Consider the following 17,116-nt stretch of genomic DNA (forward strand, 5'->3'; position numbering starts at 1 on the left):
TACGCTCCGAATCTGCCCTTTGAATGCAAAAATTTGTCGTCATCTGAAATAACAGCAGGCGGTCGCCGCGTCAGCGGTGGTTGTGCAGACCATCCCAAATTGGTCGAAACTGGTCCAGACAATTAGAGCAGCGTGCTTTCCTCTGCGACAGGCATATCACCATTGAGTGGCACCTCATCCAGCAGGCGCAACTCTTGAGGCGAAAGCTGAATGCGACGACGAGAATGGCGAGGCACAATCTGACCCTTGAATACTTCGCGCGGAACCTCACCCAGCAGCTTGACGACGGCGGCAACCCGTTTCTTGCCATCATCCTGCGCGGTAGGCAGAAAATCAGAACGAGACAATTCGACCAACTGAGGGCGCATGAGAATGCGATGGAAGTTCACCACCTCTTCAAAGATGGAACGGCATTGCTTCGTGAGCTCGTAGATCTTGCTGCGCCCCTCGCTGTCGCCAATGATGGATTTCGCAGCCATTGTCTTGACCATTCGCACGTAGTAATCAAAGCGATTGATCAGCATGATGACGGAATAACCATAGGGTGACCGGAAGCCCAACTCCACACGATATGGCTTCGGATTCTTCAGCACATGGAAATTGAGCCCCTGCGACTCATACCTCTCCAAATCCCGCTGCATATTTTTGATGCGCTTATCAATTTCTCGACGCACCTCATCCATTCTTTCATCCGAAAGAATCAAAGCGTAGTCGGCGTATGGATTGTCTTTCGAAGACAAGTGCCAAATGGCACGCAAGGCGCTTGCTACGCGACGACCGCCAGTCATTGCATAGCCATTTTCACCAGGCTTGGTTTCACGGCCAAGAAACAACCGGGCGGCATGCATGGTGTGAATATCAACAGAATCACTTTCATCATTGGCAACAGCCAATTTACCCATGTCACGCAACCCCAGAGCCTCGCGATCGGTTACTTCCGTATTCGCACCTTCGCGGCTTTTGTGAGCCACACGCATTTTCGACAACGCAGCTTCACGGTTTTCAAGCTCAACGAGACGCGGGTACCGCGGATCTGTGGGATCAACCTGATCTGAATCGATCAAGTCTTTCAGAAACTCACGCTCGCCGACGATGTCATATCCATCCGGAAACGGCGAACCTGCCGCAATCGGAGACTGAATATCAACGGTTTGATTATTTTCGCTCATGGTGTTTCCCTCTCAAATAAACGGTTGTGTTTGCTACTCAGCCGACTGCACTGCTGTGTTAACCAAAGCCTTGTCGAAAGGCCCTTCGACCAATTCGAACGCCCGGTCATTGCCCTCGGCCAGGGCCACCTGACACCCTGCTAACGCTGGGCGGGATTGGGTGATCCAGGAAGGGTGGCCCGGCCCGGGCCACCCCTCACGGCGCAAGGCGTGCTCGGTCATACGCTGCGCCCCGGACCTGACGGAGACCGCGTGCGGCGGACTCGTTCAAGATGCTCGCGGATGAGATCGCGTGCTTTGAGCGAGGCTTCCGTTGCAACGGGCTGGGGCGTCTCGCCTGAGGCGAACGTCAAGGCTTCAGGCGTGGTGTCGAGACTCGCCCTGTGATCCATGCGAGCTGCGATGTCGGCTGCTGCCTTGCGTCGCCGCTGAATTTCAGGAGCACCTTCAGCGATGAAGGTGCCTTGCGCGACCAACCCCACCAGATGCCGAACGAGGCCCACAGGATTCCTGACCACGCTCTTTGCGTGCGTCCACGCCACCTCATCAAGGACGTCCTGCGCACGAGCAGCAACATGGCTCAGGTGCCACCAAACTCCTGGACGCTGCTCCTCATTGAGGAAGTCAGGCCACACAAGATGGTCCGGACTGGCGCCAACAGCAGGGGCTTGGCTGGGCGGGATTGGGGGATTCTGGGGGGGTGGCCCGGCCCGGGCCACCCCTTCCAGACCGAATTCCAATCCTCGACCTTCATCGACCACCCCCACCACTGGCGGTAAGCCATCTTGTTGTAGTGGGTCTTGTAATCCCCCTCTCTCCATATAAAGGCGGGATTGGGCGATCTGTGCAGGAGGCTTTGGGCAGGCCTTAGAGGCGGGATTGGGATGGGTGGGATTGGGATAGGCGGGATTGGGAGATTCTGATGTCGGGAATCCCGCTGTACAGAATCTCCCAATCCCGCCTACTGTAGGATCCACGGGCTTTTCGGCAACGCTGGCAGATCTCGGAGGCACCCCAGACGCCTTGTCAGCTGGGCGTCGAGACATGGGTTGCGCCTTGACGAACTGCCCCTGTGCATTCTTGTTGAGAGCCCGAACCAGGGCGGCCTGGTCAACCAGCAGGTTCACTCGTCGAGGGAAGTTGCTCTGACGCTCAACCAAGACGCCCAGCGTCCGAAGGTGGCGCCTCGCGGTTTCCCACTCGTCACGCGACATGCACAACTCCCGCAGCCAGTCGCTACGGCTGCGGACCATCCAACGCCCCGCCTGGCGCTGATCGTGGATCAGGCGCGACAGGAGAAGGGCGTCGTTGATGTGGGGGGTCAACTCTGCAAGGACGCGGTGGTACGACACCGCGTTGCCCAGCAGCTGCTTGATGACGATGTCATCGGTTCGAAACAGATCCAGGGAGACGAAGTCATCCTGCAACTGGATTTGAATGAGCTCACTTGTGCGTGAGGCGAACACATTCAAATTCAGTCGATATTCCGTACGGCGCGGCATACCAGAGGTGCGCTCTTCAATGAGACCGCGTGAGATCAGTGCCTTGCGAGCACGCTGCTGCACTTTCCAGCTCATCCCTGTTTCGCGTGCCCACTGCTCAGCAGTTTTATGAATCCAGCCTTGTTGTTCAGCAACGCCGATACCTCGGCGAGTCCAATACACGAGCTGCGACAGCAAGACGCCCGCAGCAGGGCTTCCCGCAATTGCAAGAACGTGGCGGTGGACTGCGATGGGGCGACTGCGCAGCAAGTGCTGCGACAAGGCGGCGCTTGGATTGTTGGGAGCTTGGAACTGGCTCATGAGCTCTGGATGACCTGGTAGCCGGTCAATGCATCCCCTTGGCCTGACGCAACTTCTCTGCATGAGCGAGAAGCAACTGCGACAGTCGTTTGAGATCCACGCGATAGTGATTCACACGACGAAACGCGCTGGTGCCTGGTTCAGTTGCTTCACGCTTGACTTCGAGCAGCCCCAGTTGTTCAAGGCAGTCGCGTGCTGTCTGAAGCTCATCACGAGACAGGCCGATGTCGGCGTGCCACTCGTCATTGCCTTTCGCAAACCAACCTTCTGCATCGGCGACGCCAGGCTCATCGGTCACCTGGATTGCCCAAGAGAGCATCAAAGCCGCTGTCACCCGTCCTGTCAGCGGAATGAATGCTCGCTGCACCACGATGGGCAGATCGAGCATGAAGAGCGCGAACTCAGGGTTCGCATTCAGCTCTCTTGCGAGCTGATCATCAGGGCTGTGCATTTCAATGCTCCTCTCGGGCAAGGACGATTCGCTTCCAGAAGAAGAAGTACCCGGACGTGGTTGGGTAACTCACGATCTGGCCCTCGGCCTTTTTGGCGGGGACCACTGTGGCTCGCAAGGCGGGCTGCACACCCACCAATTCCCATCCCTCCGCACCCATCGCCTGCATGTGGTCCTGGTACTGGCTGGCCTGCACGAAGTCGGCAGTGAGGGGATTCGTGGGCATCGGAGGGCCCTTGAAGAAGAGCATTCCTTCCCTGACCGCCTCATAGGCCAGAGGGAAGTAGCTTGTTGAATACTCAAACCGTTGGCGCTGCATCACCAAGACCTCCTCATCGTGTGTGGCTGACAAGCTCATCGCTCATCAACAGGCTGGCTTGCTCTTGCTCCTTGCGAAGCGCTGCGAAACAAGCCGGATTGAGCCAAAGCACTTCGGTTCTGGCGCCGCCGCTGTCGGCAACGGCATCGCGCTCGAGCTGATGCCAATCGGAAAAGAGCTCTTCATACAGATCGCATGCATAGCCCGACAAGACGACGAGGCCTTGCAGGCCATGGAGAACCTGAGCGAGTTCGCGATGTTGGTCATCGCTCATCTCATGTCGGTAGCCATGGCGGCCGTTCTCGTAGCGTGTGCTTCGTACATACGGCGGATCCACGTAGTGCAACGTGGTCGGCGTGTCGTAGTCCTGCATGACCCCTGTGGCTTCTCTGCTCTCAATCGTCACGGCGGTCAGTCGCTCTGTCAGCGCTGGCACGCTGTCAGGCCAGCCCGCCCACTCGGAGCTGGGCAAGGTGGCGTTGGCGCGTTTTGCGCGAAAACCTGGACGATCGTTGCGCGTCGCGGCATCAGCACCGATACCCATGTACGACTGGATGATCGTCTTGTGCGCGGCGTCCAGGGGGTCGATCGGATCCTCGTAGCTCCACTCGAACTCAGCACGAGCGAAAGGCGTGAGCATCAGCCGACGGCGCAGTTCCTGCGCGGTGGCGGGGTTCCGCACCACGCGAAAGACGTTCACGATGCGATGATCCAAATCGTTGTAGACCTCGGCGCGGCATCGCGGCTTTGCCAGCAGGACAGAAGCCGCCCCACCGTATGGTTCAACATAGGTGTCGTGTGCCGGAAAGTGGCTGATGATCCATGGCGCCATGCGGTACTTCCCTCCGTGGTAACGCAACATCGGGCGTGGACGCCCTCCCGGCTGCCGACGAACGGGTAAGGCCAGCACCGTCATGGCTGGGTGCTCCCGACCCGACCATCACCGCTCGCGGTGCCGGCACCAGGGGCCTGACGCACCTTGAAGGAGGCGATCACGGCCTCCAATTGCGCGATCGTCAGGGTGGGATAGGCCTCGTGCAGCGCACGAAAGTGCTCACGGCCCCGGTACGGCCATGAGTCGTTACCGCGGAGCCGGTGCCAAGCCGTTGTGATTTCAAGCCTGGTGTCGTCGTCAGGCAGCGCGCGGCGACCGATCTGTGAAGTCACGCCAAGCATCAGCTGCATGCGCTTGACATCGGACGGCCGCTTGGTGAACAGGTCCATGATCAAGTTGAGGCTTGCGCCATGCCGCACGAAGTATTCGTACAAGCGCTCGTCCGCGCGCATGTGTTCGTAGCGATTCATGTCCGCCACCAACTTGGTCGGGTTGATGCTGATCTGGATGCTCGTGTCGCGAGAGTGCTGAGCCAGCCGCACCAGATCGGCCGTGGTCAGGTTGCGCAGCCGATCAATCGAAGCCGCATCGAAACCCGCCATCTGGTATTCCTGGATGCAGTCAGGATCGAGTTGATCGAACTGTTGCAGCATGTGCGCGAGCACGATCAGCCTGATGGTCGGGTCGAGGACATTGACAGAAGACACGTGAAACTCCCTGGAAAGTGATTGATTGAATTTGTGGTGGTGGTTGCTAGAAGGCTGTTGGTTTGAAGCGCCGATAGAGGCTGTTCACCAGCACATGCAGCAACAACAAGATGACGCTCAGCCCAGCATCGGTGATGAGCGCTTGGATGGCTTGCCCCTGCCCCAGAGCGAGCGACATTCCTGAGCCCAACATGAAGACACCGCATACAAACACTGGCAAGACTGGTGAGCGAATTACGTTCACCAACGTGGACGCCACAAGGACCAAACTCGCGACCACGTCCACCAGGTGACTCATCTCAATGAGCAGCGGATCTTTTTCTCCCGGGAGCATGGGAACTACCCACCGAGCCAGCGCCATGAGAATGAATGCATAGCTCATGCACCGGACCTCGATGAATTGCTCTCCCGTCGCAGGGTTGTAGAAGGATGGTTTGAAGAACTCGCCGAGCTTCATGACACAGCCCCCTCGAAGCCAGAGGGGTAGCGTTCGCTGACCGCACGCATCAGGACGACAACCTGCAGCAGCTGCGTCATTGCGTCAGTTCCCGGCTTCGTTGCCAAGAGCAGGACGTCATCGATGGCGGAATCGCCGATCAGGCTGCCACTAAGTGACGCGAGAGAGAAATCGTCATTGACGAGTGATTGGTAGAAGCGCGATGTCGGCGGCAGTTGCCGGGCTAGCTCAGGCGCAAGCTGCCCTGAGAGTTTCTGCAATGTCCAGAACACTGCACCTGCCTGAGCCCGAACCAGTAGATCAGCAGCACCCTGCTGGACACTGGGCGACGAGAGCGAGCCCGGCTCTGGATACTCCATGAAGAAGCCGAACGGCATCGAATCGCAGGGCACAAAGCACTCAGCGATACCGACTCTCTCAACCAGGTAGCGCAATTCATGAGTCAAGAGCCCCCGCACGTCCTGACCATCGTGAGGAGCCAGGGTGGGATGCCTCACCATGGCTTGGGCGGCCTGCTCGAGCTGCTGCGTAGACGCCTCGTCAGCGGCTTCATGCCGCGTTTCCGGTGCGCCACCTGCGGCGGAAACGATGCTCAAAGATGCCGGAGATTGTGGTGATGCCGGGCGCAGACTCCGAAGCGCCTCCTGCGGCACTACGGCACCGCGATCTTCGTCATCGGCTGGTGCACCTGCACTGCCAGCTTGAGGTGCATTTGAAGTTCCCGACGAGTTGCCACTACCTCCCTGTCGAGCAACTGCTGGGGGCGGTACAGGCGGTGATGGCGGGGCCTTCAGGTCCGCAAGAGTGACATTGCCATCCATTGCAGACATGAGCTGCAGCATGCGCTTGATGCTTGCTGCGCTCTCGCCGACCCGCTCTGCCAAGGCCACCTCGACCGCGTCACAGATTCGATCGACATCGTAGGTCCGAGCATCTCGGAGAAAGTCTTCACTCACTTGGGCAAGCGTGCGCGACACCACGCTCGACCAGAAATCCTCTGGATCCAACTCGAACTTGCCCGCCAGCCGGCATAGTGAGTTCAGCCTTGGTTGATACTTGGAGAGGACCTGTTGTCCGGTCAGCTCAATCAATGCTTTGTCGAGGGCGCCTAGACGCTTGCGCGTGAAAAGCCATCGGCCAATGAGCGCTCGTTTGGCATGGATGCCCTCAGCGGGCAGCAATTCTTCCAGCTTGCGCTCGCTTAGCGGACCATGCTCTTTCTCGAGGTCGTCGATGATCTCGCCTGCAGCCCTCGCCACTTCCCAGAACTTCAGATCGGAGCGCGCAAGGTTCTCGGATAGCGCGCTGGCCATGACACGGCGATCACCGGGCCACTTCTTGAAAATGAAGTGGCTGTACTCGAACCGCGGATCGTTTTCGTCTCGGAAAATGTCCTGCGCAATGCCCAGGCGAGAGTTCCCGCCCCCGGCCAAGAAGTAGGGCTGTCCAGGGCCCCTGCGAGTGACTTGCAGGGCCACGTCCATGCCGTTGGCCTTCATAGATGTACGAATTTCCTCGTACGACTCGTTCACATACTGACGCGGCTGATAAGGGTTGAACCCAACGTCGGCGTTTTTCAGTCGGATCGTGGCGCCGTCGATGTCCGGATCGTTCAGGTCGACCGTCGATGCCTGAGGGTTTCTGGCGGTCACAGACGCATTGGCCATCGCCTGGCGAATGTCGTTTTCACCAGCCGGCGTGACGGAAGACAGGTTTGGCACGCGTCTTCCCCCGCCAAGGACATGGCCAAGTGTTGTAGCGACACCACCACTCGGCACAGGAAGAGGGGGCAGCGACTTGGGCACTGTCATTGAGCACCCCCTGCTGAGGCGAGCTGCTCGCCACCAGCCTCATCAGCAATCTCACCTCCTGCTGGGTCTTGTGGAGGAGCAAACACCTGATCCGGATCGCCCTTGACTCCCCCTGCAAACCAGCCATAGAGCTCGGGAAACAGTTCCCAGGCCAAACGATGCATGACCTCGAATGCCGACAAGATGCGCTGCCCGCTGACGCGGTTGTGCATGTGTACGGGCACTTGCAACGTCGCAGCCTCGTTGTAGGCCACGGCATCTGGCACGACGGTCGAGAGAAAGCGAACCTCGTCGCTTTCTTTGAACTCGCTCCGCACCGCATTCAACAGCGCCTTGGCGTTGCGCGTGTACCTGTCTTTGGAAATCAGAACATGCAGAGGCGCCAGCAACGCAGTGGGCTCTGTGTCCGAGTGCTCCAGGGCCTTGAGCACCTGCAAAGTGCCTGTGGCGAACTCTCGGATGGACTGGCTGTCAGGAGGTAACGGAGAAATCAGCGTGTGCGCGGCAAAAGCCGCCGCTGTCTGAACCGGGCCAATGGCGCCCTGGGTGTCGATGAGCACGAAGTCGTAGTTGTCATCGATGAGGGGGGCGGCAAGCGCACCCTTCAGACGGGTGCGTTGGTCTGCACGGTTGTAGAGCCAGTGCTGCAGTTGGGCCTTGCCATCGTTGGACTTGATGAGGTGCAGGCGGGGGAGCGAGGTGCGGGAGATGCATTCCTGGTCGATCCACCCTTGGGCGAAGACTTCCACAATCCCCTTCGGGGCCTCGTACTCGAGGGGATAGTGCTTGGACAGTGCGGGCTGGATGTCTGCATCGCACAACAGCACCCGGGCGCCCATGTCGGCGAGTACCGCGCCAAGGTTGGCCAGGTTGGTTGTCTTCCCCACTCCGCCCTTGCTGCTGAGGGCTGTCACTCGTCTTGCCATTTCGATCCTCCGGTTTTGCGAACCGAGAGGGAAATGACAAAAGCCCCGCGTCTCAACCGTTGTGAACGGTTAGGACGCGGGGCTAGGAATTGTTGGTGGGCCCTGTAGGATTCGAACCTACGACCAACGGATTAAGAGTCCGCTGCTCTACCAACTGAGCTAAGAGCCCGCTCTGATGCTTGACGCTTCAGGAACGTTGCCAATTGCATTGCCGCAATCAGCGAAGACATAGATTCTACACAGAAAAACCCAGACTTGTCCAGATTTTTGAGGTGTTGTCACCGTCTAGTCGCATTCTCCAAACTTTGCAAGTTGTGCAAGTTTGCAAGTTCTGCAACTTGGTGGGTCGGGAGGGACTCGAACCCTCGACCAACGGATTAAAAGTCCGCTGCTCTAACCAACTGAGCTACCGACCCCAAGCGAAGCCATAAATTATAGCCCGAATTGAAGCGCGTGACCAACACATGACAAAGCAATCCAGTCCTGTGTGGCCTCAACGCAGCAGTCGGGCCACCATCTCTGCCGCGGCCACCATGCCAAAGGTGGCCGTGACCGTCACGCTGGAGCCATAACCTGCGCAGTTCAGTGAGCCATCGGTCGCAGCAGCGCCCTCACCCTCGGGCATATCGCAACGGTCTTGCGGCGGTCGCACCGCTTCGCGCGAGAACACGCAGGCCAGCCCCATCTTGCCCTTGCGCACACCGCCATAGCGTTGGCGCAGGCGCTGGCGCAAGCTGGCCAGCAGCGGGTCGTGCGTGACCTCGGCCAGGTCGGCCACTTCCACATCTTGTGGGCGGCATTTGCCACCGGCAGCACCCACGCTGACCACGGGCACGCCGTGCTGCGCGCCCCAGGCCGCGATGGCCGCCTTGGCCCGAACCTGGTCACAGCAGTCGATGACGCCGTCGATGGCATCCGCCTGCAGCAGCTCGGCCACATTGGCCTCGTCGATGAAGGCCTCCACCGCCTGCACCTCGCCATCGGGGTGGATGAGCGCGATGCGTTCGCGCAAGGCCTGTACCTTGGCCTGGCCCAGGGTGGTCTCCAAGGCATGCACCTGGCGGTTGATGTTGGACTCGGCGATGTGGTCCAGGTCGATCAACACCAACCGGGCCACGCCGTTGCGCGCCAGGGCCTCGGCCGTCCAGGAACCCACGCCGCCCACGCCCACCACCGCGATGCGCGCAGCGCGCAGGCGGGCGTAGCCGTCCACGCCGTGCAAGCGCCTCAGGCCGCCGAAGCGGCGCTCGGGGTCGGGCAGGCTGGCCTGGACCAGCAAATCGATGTCAGCCAAGCGCGTCGCTCACTTGCCCTTGCGCGACGACTTGCCCGCCGGCGCAGACGACATCGTCAGCAGGCGGTCCCGTGCGGCTTGCGCGGCTTCGGTCTGCGGGTACTGCTTGACGATCTGCTCCAGGGAGCGGCGGGCCGCGTCGTTGTCTTTCAACTCCACCTGGCAATTGGCGATCGACAGCAGGGCTTCGGGCGTGCGGGCGTGCTGGGGCGCGCCGTCCACCAGGGCCTTGAAGGCCACGATGGCGTCCTTGTAGTCGCGCAGGCCGTAGTAGGCATTGCCCAACCAGTACTGCGCAGACTCGCGGTAGCCCGTGTTGGGGTAGCGCTTGAGGAAGCCGTTGAGGGCGGCGGAACCCGCGCCGAAGTCGGCCGCGCGCAGGCGGGCCAGGGCCTCGTCGAAGTCACGCTTTTCCTCGGCATCGGCCTGGAAGGTCTTGCCGTCCAGGGTGATGGCCTGCGGCTCCAGCTTGCGCACGCGCTCGTCGAACGAGGTCTGCACGTCCTTCTGCTTGCGCTGCAGATCGGCCACATCGCGCTGCAGCACCTCGCTGCCACCGCGGGAGGCGGCCAACTCGCTGCGCAGCTGCTCGATGGCGCTGTTCATCTCCAGCAGGCTGCGCTTGAGCACGTCCACCTGGGCGCTGAGCGCCTTGATCTGGGCGTTCGCCGATTCGCTGTCCTGGGCGCGTTGCTGGCGCAGGTCCAGGATGGCACGGCGGGCCTCGTCGTCATCGAAGACGCCCGCGTGCGCCGCCATCGGGCCGACCATTGGACTCAGGGCAGCGGCCACCACCACCGCCCAGCCAGACCAGGCGGCAGACCAGGCGGCAGACCATCGGGGGCCGTGGGGGCCGTGGGGGCCGAGGCGGCGGGCCATGGCAGGGGCGGCTCGCATCAGCGGTCCTTGATCTCGGCGCGGCGGTTCTTGGCCCAGGCTTCTTCGCTGGCGCCGGTCACGGCCGGGCGCTCTTCGCCGAAGCTGACGGCTTCGACCTGGTCGGCCGACACGCCCAGCAGGGTCAGGGACTTCTGCACGGCCTCGGCGCGCTTTTGGCCCAGGGCGAGGTTGTACTCGCGGCCGCCGCGCTCGTCGGTGTGGCCTTCGACGATGACCTTCTTGCCCTTGTTGGCCGTCAGGCGCTTGGCGTGGCCGTCGATGGCGCCGCTGAATTCTTCCTTGACCACAAAGCTGTCGAAGTCGAAGTAGATGACGCGGGGCAGGCCACCGGCCAGGGCGTCGTCGTTCTTGGGCGTCAGCACGACCTGGTTGACGTTGGACGAGGCGTTGGCATTGGCGTCGGCCTGGCTGGACTTGGTTGACGCGTCGGAAATGGGCGCGGGCTTGCCGGCGTTTTCATCGAGCTTGACGCTGGAGCCGCAAGCCGACAGCAGGGCCGCGGCGGCGATGGCGCCCATCAAGGCAAAGCGCGGAGTGAAACGGATCGATTGGTGTTGCATGGTGTGGCTCCTGTTGAGGCAATGCGAGAAGTGTCGGTGAAAAGTTGGGGCAGGCACGAAGCCTCAGCGGCGGGGCTGCAGGTAGGGGCCCCAGACGGGCTCGCGCACGTCGGCCACGTTGGTGGCCAGGCGCGCCTTGATGCGGCCGTCCAGCGTGGTGGTCATGAGCACTTCGCGGCCCTGGGTGCGGGTGGCGTAGATGACCTGGCGGCTGTTGGGTGCGAAGCTGGGGCTTTCGTCGTCGCGGGTGTCGGTCAGGGCCTTCACGGCGCCCGAGGCCAGGTCCATCAGGTGCACGCGGTAGCCACCGGACACCTGCGAGACGTAGGCCATCCACTTGCCGTCCGGACTCAAAGCCGGGCTGATGTTGTAGGCACCGCTGAACGTGACGCGCTGGGGCGTGCCGCCACCGGCCGCGATGCGGTAGATCTGCGGTCCGCCGCCACGGTCGCTGACGAAGTAGATGCTGGCGCCATCGGGCGACCACGCGGCTTCGGTGTCGATGGCACCGCTCTGCGTGAGGCGCTTGACGCCATCGCCGTCGGCGCCCATGAGGTAGAGCTGCGAGCCGCCTTCGCGGCTGAGCGTGACGGCCAGCTGGCGGCCATCGGGCGACCAGGCGGGCGCGCTGTTGCTGCCCTTGAAGCCGGCCACCACGCGGCGGCGGCCAGAAGACACGTCCTGCACCACCACCACGGGCTTGCCGGTCTCGAAGGAGACATAGGCCAGCTGGCGGCCATCCGGCGCCCAGGCCGGCGAGATGATGGGCTGGGGGCTGGTCAGCGGGCTTTGCGCGCCCTCGCCGTCCGAATCGGCCACCAGAAGGTGGTGCTTGCCGCCGGACTTGCTGACGTAGGCGATGCGCGTGGCGAAGGCACCGCGGTCACCGGTGAGCTTCTCGTAGATGTCGTCGGCGATGCGGTGCGCAGCCTGGCGCAGGTCGGCCGCTGGCACGACGAGGCTGAGGCCGCCCTGGTCCTTGCCCTTGAGCACGTCCCAGAGGTGGTAGCGCACATCGAAGCGGCCATCGGCCAGGGGCGTGACGGAGCCGGCCAGCAGCGCATCGGCGCCCTTGCTGCGCCAGTCGGGCAGCGCTGGGCGGCTGGTCTCATCGAGGCGGTCGGCGCTGGCGTCGAGCACCTTGAAGAGGCCGCTGCGTTCGAGGTCGGCCTGCACGATGGCCGACAGCGCCGCCGGCGAGCGCGACTCGTCTCGGAAGCGGCCGATGGCCACGGGGATCTGCGTGGCACCGACGCCCGAAATTTCGACGCGGAACTGCGCCAGGGCCGACGACAGCGGCAGCGCGGCGCCACCGGCCGTCAGGGCCAGGCCGGTCAGCAGCCCGCGGCAGGCCGATCGGCGGGAATCAGAAAACGACATAGGCTGGGGTCTGTGGTCAAGGACGGGGCTCATGAGCGTGAACCCCGATTGTGCCGTGTCGTTGGCAAGGATAACGCCGCGGGCTGGCGTGGCGCCGCGTGGCAGATGTCAATCTGTGTAAACGCCGCGCCGGGCTCACAGCAGCACGATGTCGTACTGCTCCGGGGACATCGACGGCTCGGTCTGCAAGGACACGGGCTTGCCGATGAAGTCGCTCAGGCCGGCCAGGTGGGCGCTCTCCTCGTCGAGCAGCATTTCCACCACCGCGGCGCTGGCCACGATGCGGAACTCCTTGGGGTTGAACTGCCGCGCCTCGCGCAGGATCTCGCGCAGGATGTTGTAGCAAACGGTGCGCGCGGTCTTGACCTGGCCGCGGCCTTCGCAGGTCGGGCAAGGCTCGCACAGCATGTGCGCCAGCGACTCGCGCGTGCGCTTGCGCGTCATCTCGACCAGGCCCAGCGGCGAGAAGCCACTGACCGAGCCCTTGGTGCGGTCACGGGCCATCTGCTTGCGCAGCTCCGAGAGCACGTTGTCGCGGTGGTCCTCGCGCAGCATGTCGATGAAGTCGATGATGATGATGCCGCCCAGGTTGCGCAGGCGCAGTTGCCGCGCAATCGCTTGCGCCGCTTCCAGGTTGGTTTTGAAGATGGTGTCGTCGAAGTTGCGCGCGCCGACGTAGCCGCCGGTGTTGACGTCCACGGTGGTCAGCGCCTCGGTCTGGTCAACGATGAGGTATCCGCCGGACTTGAGGTCCACGCGGCGGGCCAGGGCACGCTCGACCTCGGTGTCGATGTTGTAGAGGTCGAAGATCGGGCGCTCGCCCTTGTAGTGCTGCAGCTTGTCCACGCCGGTGGGCGTGAACTCGGCGCCAAAGGCCTTGAGCGCATCGAACTGGATGAGCGAATCGATGCGGATGCTCTGCACCTGCTCGTTGACAAGGTCACGCAACACGCGCTGGGCGAGGTTGAGCTCCTGGTAGAGCAGCGTGCCAGGCGGTGCTTTCAGGCCGTGCTCGCGCACCGTGCCCCAGGTCTTGCGCAGGTAGGCGATGTCCACGGCGAGTTCATCGTCGGTGGCGTCTTCGGCATTGGTGCGCAGGATGAAGCCACCGGAGCGCGGGCGGCCCTCGCGCGCGTCGGCCTCACCGATGAGGCGCAGCATGCGCTCGCGCAGTTGCTCGCGCAACTCGGGCGAACCGATTTTCTGGGAGATGCCCAGGTGGTCGTCTTGCGGCAGGAACACCAGCAAGCGGCCGGCCACGCTGACCTGGGTGGACAGGCGCGCGCCCTTGGTGCCGATCGGGTCCTTGATGACCTGCACCATCAGCGTCTGGCCCTCGTGCACGCGCTTCTCGATGGGCACCTGCGCTTCGGTGCTGCGGGCGTGCGGCCGGGCGCTGCCGTCTTCGCGGTGCAGGTCGGCCACGTGCAGGAAGGCCGCGCGCTCCAGGCCGATGTCGATGAAGGCCGATTGCATGCCGGGCAGCACGCGCACGACCTTGCCGGCGTAGATGTTGCCCACGAGGCCGCGCTCCAGGGTGCGCTCGACGTGCAGTTCCTGCACGGAGCCACTCTCGATGATGGCCACGCGGGTTTCCTGGGGCGTCCAGTTGATGAGGATGTCTTGTGAATGGGGCATGCCGCAATTTACCGCATGCCGCCTGGCGCGGGCCCCGGGCTTGTCAGGGTGCGCGCGGATCGGGCCTCAGACTTGCCAGCCCAGAGGCTTGAGCAGCTCGGTCGTTTCGAACAAGGGCAGGCCCATGATGCCGCTGTAGCTGCCGTCGATGTGCTGCGTCCAGGCGCCGGAGCGCCCCTGGATGGCGTAAGCCCCGGCCTTGCCGAAAGGCTCGCGGCTGGCCACATAGCGGGTGATTTCGCCATCGTCCAGCACACGCCACTGCACGTGCGAGGTGCTCAGGCGCAGCTGGCCGTGCACGCACACCGCCGTGAGCACGCGGTGGGTCTGGCCCGAGAGCGCGCGCAGCATGCGCTCGGCATCGGCCTCGTCAGAGGGCTTGGCCAAGATGGTGTCGCCCAGGGCCACGGTGGTGTCGGCGCACAGGATGGGGCCCATGGGCCAGGCCTCGGGGTCGCGGAAAGCGCGGGCTTGCAGGCGCTCGATGGCGGCACGCCACTTGGCCTGGGTCACGCGCTGGACGTAGTCTTCGGGCGACTCACCGGCGCGCTCGGCTTCGAGCGATTCGGCGTCCTCGTCGGCATCGGCCAGCAAGAGCGCATGGCGCACCCCGAGCTGGTCGAGCAGTTGTCGGCGGCGCGGGCTTTGCGAGGCCAGGTAGAGCCAGGGCGCCTCGCCCCGGGCGTGCGCCTGGGACAGGTCTTTGGCCAGGTTGCTGGCGGATGCGGGCTGGTCGTGTTCGGGCATGGGCGTTCGCGGCAATGCGGCCCGGTGCCGGCGCCATCACGGCGCTCACGGCTCAGGCGCGGTGGTAAGGGTGGTTGTGCCGCAGGGACCAGGCGCGGTAGAGCTGCTCCAGCAGCATCACCCGGGCCATGGCGTGGGGCAAGGTCATGTCGGACAACCGGATGGCCTCGTCGGCCGTCTGTTTGAAAGCCGGGTCGATGCCGTCGGCACCACCGATGACGAGCGCAACATCGCGGCCATCGCGCTCCCAGGCTTCGGTGCGTTCGGCCAGCTGCACGCTGGTCAGGCGCGAACCCCGCTCATCGAGGATGACGCGGCGCGTGCCCTTGGGCAAAGCCGCCTCCATGCGAGCGGCTTCGGCCTGCATGATCGCGGGCACCGGCTTGCCTTCGCGCGGCTCGGCCTTCACGGCCTTGACTTCGACCTTCCAGTCGGGCGGAAACCGCTTGAGGTAGTCGTCGCAAGCCTCCTGCGCCCAGTCGGGCAGGCGCTGGCCGATGGTCAGCACGGTGCACTTCATGGACGCAGGCGAGGCTCAGCGATCAGACAATGGCCCAGCGCTTCAGCGCGCGGCCTTGCGGGCTGGCGCCTTCTTGGCAGCCACTTTCTTGGCAGCCACCTTCTTGACGGCAGGGCGGGCCACGGCCTTCTTGGCTGCCACCTTCTGCCCGGCGGCCTTGCGGACCGATGCCTTCTTGGCGTCCGGCGCGTTCACGACGATGCGCTGCACCGCCTTCGGGGTGGCGGCTTTCTTCGCAGCCACCTTCTTGACCGCGACCTTCTTGGCGGCAGCCTTCTTCGCGGCCGGTGCCACGGTCTTGCTGGCCACCTTGCGGGTCACGATCTTGCGGGCCGGTGCCTTGGCTTCGACCTCCTTCACAGCGGCGGACTTGCGGGCAGGTGCCTTGGCGGAAGTTTTGGCAGGTGCGGCCTTCTTGGCGGCAACCTTCTTGGCAGCCACCTTCTTGCCCTCGGCCTGCTTCGCCTCGGGCTTGGTCACGGCGGCCTTGCGGGCTGCGGTGGTCTTGCCTGCGGCCTTCTTCGGCTTGACGGGCTCGTCTTCCTCTTCAGGCTCGGACGCCTTGACCAGGCCGGTGCGCTGGGCCTTGAGCTTGATCGCCACCGGCTTGTCACCCCAGATCTCTTCGAGCTGGTAGTACTGGCGGATGGCCGGCTGCATGATGTGCACGACGACGGCGGCGCAGTCCACGATGATCCATTCGCCGTTCTCTTCGCCCTCCGTGCGCATGACCTGCAGGCCTGCCGCCTTGACCGCGACGCGCACGCTGGACGCCAGCGCTTTGGTCTGGCGGTTGGACGAACCCGTGGCGATGATCACGCGCTCGAACAGGGGCGAGAGGTGCTCGGTGTTGAAGACGACGATGTCTTGCGCCTTGACGTCTTCCAGGCCATCGACGATGACGCGTTGCAGTTTGCGGATGTCCATTCAGAGGGGGGCGCCAGAGGCGTAGAGTTGATGGTTGGCAATATAGCGCGCCACGCTGACCGAGATCAGCTCGGGCGCCAGAGATTCAGGGCTTTCACCGAGGGCCAGGCGTTCGCGGACCTCGGTGGACGACACCGCTTGCGGCGCCATCGGCAAATGCACCATGCGGTGCGGGTGTGATCGCAAGGCTTCGGGCGGCACGGGCTCGAAGGGTTCGCGGGTCGCCACGGCCAGCGTCACGCGCTGCAACAGCTCCTGCCAGCCCTGCCAGGTGGGCAGGTTGAGGTACTGGTCCAGGCCGATGATGAGCACCCACTCGCGCACCTCGGGACGGGCCGCTTGCAGTGCGCGCACCGTGTCGAGCGTGAACGAAGGGCCATCGCGCAGCACTTCGGTGAGGTCGAGCACAAAGCGGGGTTCGTGGGCGATGGCGGCCTGCACCATGGCGACGCGGTCGGCCGCAGGCGCCAGGCGGCGCGCCTTCTGCCAGGCCTGGCCCACGGGGATCCAGCGGACCTCGTCGAGCTGCAGGTGCGCCAGGGCCGACGCGGCCAGGGCCACATGGGCGCTGTGCACCGGGTCGAAGCTGCCGCCCATCAGGCCGATGCGCAGCACCTGGGCAGCGTCAGCCTCGGTCTGCGAGCGCGTGGACGACGTGGGCGAAGAAGGCAAA

General features: G+C 63.3%; 18 protein-coding genes and 2 tRNA genes. All 20 read right to left on the reverse strand.

All coding sequences use genetic code 11. The annotated features are described in order from the left end of the window. Positions 1-122: 122 nt before the first annotated feature. The 20 genes from EV672_RS03855 to nadD all read right to left on the reverse strand — a co-directional run bounded on the left by EV672_RS03855 (position 123) and on the right by nadD (position 17,115). Complete coding sequence (locus EV672_RS03855) at positions 123-1,169, reverse strand: PFL_4669 family integrating conjugative element protein (RefSeq protein ID WP_083506215.1); 1,047 nt, start codon at positions 1,167-1,169, stop codon at positions 123-125. Between the two features lie 218 nt (positions 1,170-1,387). After that, on the reverse strand, positions 1,388-2,971 hold the full coding sequence (locus tag EV672_RS03860; protein WP_133606530.1) for a hypothetical protein: 1,584 nt from the start codon (positions 2,969-2,971) through the stop codon (positions 1,388-1,390). A gap of 25 nt (positions 2,972-2,996) precedes the next feature. Further along, complete coding sequence (locus tag EV672_RS03865) at positions 2,997-3,422, reverse strand: hypothetical protein (RefSeq protein WP_058088767.1); 426 nt, start codon at positions 3,420-3,422, stop codon at positions 2,997-2,999. A gap of 1 nt (position 3,423) precedes the next feature. Then, complete coding sequence (locus EV672_RS03870) at positions 3,424-3,744, reverse strand: hypothetical protein (RefSeq protein WP_133606532.1); 321 nt, start codon at positions 3,742-3,744, stop codon at positions 3,424-3,426. A gap of 10 nt (positions 3,745-3,754) precedes the next feature. Next, on the reverse strand, positions 3,755-4,657 hold the full coding sequence (locus EV672_RS03875) for a DNA adenine methylase (RefSeq protein WP_058088769.1): 903 nt from the start codon (positions 4,655-4,657) through the stop codon (positions 3,755-3,757). After that, a complete protein-coding gene (locus EV672_RS03880; RefSeq protein ID WP_058088770.1) occupies positions 4,654-5,283 on the reverse strand; it encodes an STY4526/YPO1902 family pathogenicity island replication protein in 630 nt (209 codons plus the stop codon). Before EV672_RS03880 ends, EV672_RS03875 begins: the two co-directional genes overlap by 4 nt. Positions 5,284-5,329: 46 nt before the next feature. Further along, entirely contained in the window at positions 5,330-5,740 is a 411-nt protein-coding gene (locus EV672_RS03885) for a hypothetical protein (RefSeq protein WP_058088771.1), read from the reverse strand. Beyond that, on the reverse strand, positions 5,737-7,461 hold the full coding sequence (locus tag EV672_RS03890) for a hypothetical protein (RefSeq protein ID WP_133606534.1): 1,725 nt from the start codon (positions 7,459-7,461) through the stop codon (positions 5,737-5,739). The genes EV672_RS03885 and EV672_RS03890 overlap by 4 nt, the downstream gene beginning before the upstream one ends. Before the next feature lie 86 nt (positions 7,462-7,547). Next, the gene (locus EV672_RS03895) at positions 7,548-8,477 is read right to left on the reverse strand and encodes a ParA family protein (protein ID WP_083506216.1); all 930 of its coding nucleotides are present in this window, start codon (positions 8,475-8,477) and stop codon (positions 7,548-7,550) included. 93 nt (positions 8,478-8,570) lie between these two features. Next, positions 8,571-8,646 (reverse strand) — tRNA-Lys (locus EV672_RS03900). A 170-nt stretch (positions 8,647-8,816) separates the two neighbouring features. Further along, positions 8,817-8,893 (reverse strand) — tRNA-Lys (locus tag EV672_RS03905). A 77-nt stretch (positions 8,894-8,970) separates the two neighbouring features. Next, positions 8,971-9,762, reverse strand: a complete 792-nt coding sequence (locus EV672_RS03910) for a tRNA threonylcarbamoyladenosine dehydratase (RefSeq protein ID WP_424923119.1) — start codon at positions 9,760-9,762, stop codon at positions 8,971-8,973. Positions 9,763-9,780: 18 nt separating this feature from the next. Next, positions 9,781-10,668 carry a tol-pal system protein YbgF gene (ybgF, locus tag EV672_RS03915; RefSeq protein WP_243738510.1) on the reverse strand — a complete coding sequence of 296 codons (888 nt, stop codon included), beginning with the start codon at positions 10,666-10,668 and terminating at the stop codon, positions 9,781-9,783. After that, a complete protein-coding gene (gene pal, locus EV672_RS03920; RefSeq protein ID WP_133606536.1) occupies positions 10,668-11,231 on the reverse strand; it encodes a peptidoglycan-associated lipoprotein Pal in 564 nt (187 codons plus the stop codon). Before pal ends, ybgF begins: the two co-directional genes overlap by 1 nt. Positions 11,232-11,294: 63 nt before the next feature. After that, complete coding sequence (tolB, locus tag EV672_RS03925; protein WP_133606538.1) at positions 11,295-12,611, reverse strand: Tol-Pal system beta propeller repeat protein TolB; 1,317 nt, start codon at positions 12,609-12,611, stop codon at positions 11,295-11,297. A gap of 135 nt (positions 12,612-12,746) precedes the next feature. Beyond that, positions 12,747-14,249, reverse strand: a complete 1,503-nt coding sequence (gene rng, locus EV672_RS03930; protein ID WP_133606540.1) for a ribonuclease G — start codon at positions 14,247-14,249, stop codon at positions 12,747-12,749. 66 nt (positions 14,250-14,315) lie between these two features. Next, positions 14,316-14,996, reverse strand: a complete 681-nt coding sequence (locus EV672_RS03935) for a Maf family protein (RefSeq protein WP_133606542.1) — start codon at positions 14,994-14,996, stop codon at positions 14,316-14,318. A gap of 52 nt (positions 14,997-15,048) precedes the next feature. Next, positions 15,049-15,516: a 23S rRNA (pseudouridine(1915)-N(3))-methyltransferase RlmH gene (rlmH, locus tag EV672_RS03940; RefSeq protein ID WP_133606544.1), complete on the reverse strand. Its 468-nt coding sequence runs from the start codon at positions 15,514-15,516 to the stop codon at positions 15,049-15,051. A 42-nt stretch (positions 15,517-15,558) separates the two neighbouring features. Continuing rightward, on the reverse strand, positions 15,559-16,443 hold the full coding sequence (rsfS, locus tag EV672_RS03945) for a ribosome silencing factor (protein WP_133606546.1): 885 nt from the start codon (positions 16,441-16,443) through the stop codon (positions 15,559-15,561). After that, on the reverse strand, positions 16,444-17,115 hold the full coding sequence (nadD, locus tag EV672_RS03950; protein ID WP_243738511.1) for a nicotinate (nicotinamide) nucleotide adenylyltransferase: 672 nt from the start codon (positions 17,113-17,115) through the stop codon (positions 16,444-16,446). It abuts the gene before it with no gap. Position 17,116 lies beyond the last annotated feature (1 nt).

Source organism: Aquabacterium commune (genome assembly GCF_004362855.1).
Classification (GTDB): domain Bacteria; phylum Pseudomonadota; class Gammaproteobacteria; order Burkholderiales; family Burkholderiaceae_C; genus Aquabacterium; species Aquabacterium commune.

Excerpts from the sequence above, each read along its gene's own strand:
- EV672_RS03865 (WP_058088767.1), bottom strand. The coding sequence starts at position 3,422 with ATGCACAGCCCTGATGATCAGCTCGCAAGAGAGCTGAATGCGAACCCT.
- EV672_RS03885 (WP_058088771.1), bottom strand. The coding sequence starts at position 5,740 with ATGAAGCTCGGCGAGTTCTTCAAACCATCCTTCTACAACCCTGCGACG.
- pal (WP_133606536.1), bottom strand. The coding sequence starts at position 11,231 with ATGCAACACCAATCGATCCGTTTCACTCCGCGCTTTGCCTTGATGGGC.
- rlmH (WP_133606544.1), bottom strand. The coding sequence starts at position 15,516 with ATGAAGTGCACCGTGCTGACCATCGGCCAGCGCCTGCCCGACTGGGCG.
- tolB (WP_133606538.1), bottom strand. The coding sequence starts at position 12,611 with ATGTCGTTTTCTGATTCCCGCCGATCGGCCTGCCGCGGGCTGCTGACC.
- EV672_RS03875 (WP_058088769.1), bottom strand. The coding sequence starts at position 4,657 with ATGACGGTGCTGGCCTTACCCGTTCGTCGGCAGCCGGGAGGGCGTCCA.
- rng (WP_133606540.1), bottom strand. The coding sequence starts at position 14,249 with ATGCCCCATTCACAAGACATCCTCATCAACTGGACGCCCCAGGAAACC.
- EV672_RS03895 (WP_083506216.1), bottom strand. The coding sequence starts at position 8,477 with ATGGCAAGACGAGTGACAGCCCTCAGCAGCAAGGGCGGAGTGGGGAAG.
- ybgF (WP_243738510.1), bottom strand. The coding sequence starts at position 10,668 with ATGCGAGCCGCCCCTGCCATGGCCCGCCGCCTCGGCCCCCACGGCCCC.
- EV672_RS03860 (WP_133606530.1), bottom strand. The coding sequence starts at position 2,971 with ATGAGCCAGTTCCAAGCTCCCAACAATCCAAGCGCCGCCTTGTCGCAG.
- EV672_RS03855 (WP_083506215.1), bottom strand. The coding sequence starts at position 1,169 with ATGAGCGAAAATAATCAAACCGTTGATATTCAGTCTCCGATTGCGGCA.
- rsfS (WP_133606546.1), bottom strand. The coding sequence starts at position 16,443 with ATGGACATCCGCAAACTGCAACGCGTCATCGTCGATGGCCTGGAAGAC.
- EV672_RS03935 (WP_133606542.1), bottom strand. The coding sequence starts at position 14,996 with ATGCCCGAACACGACCAGCCCGCATCCGCCAGCAACCTGGCCAAAGAC.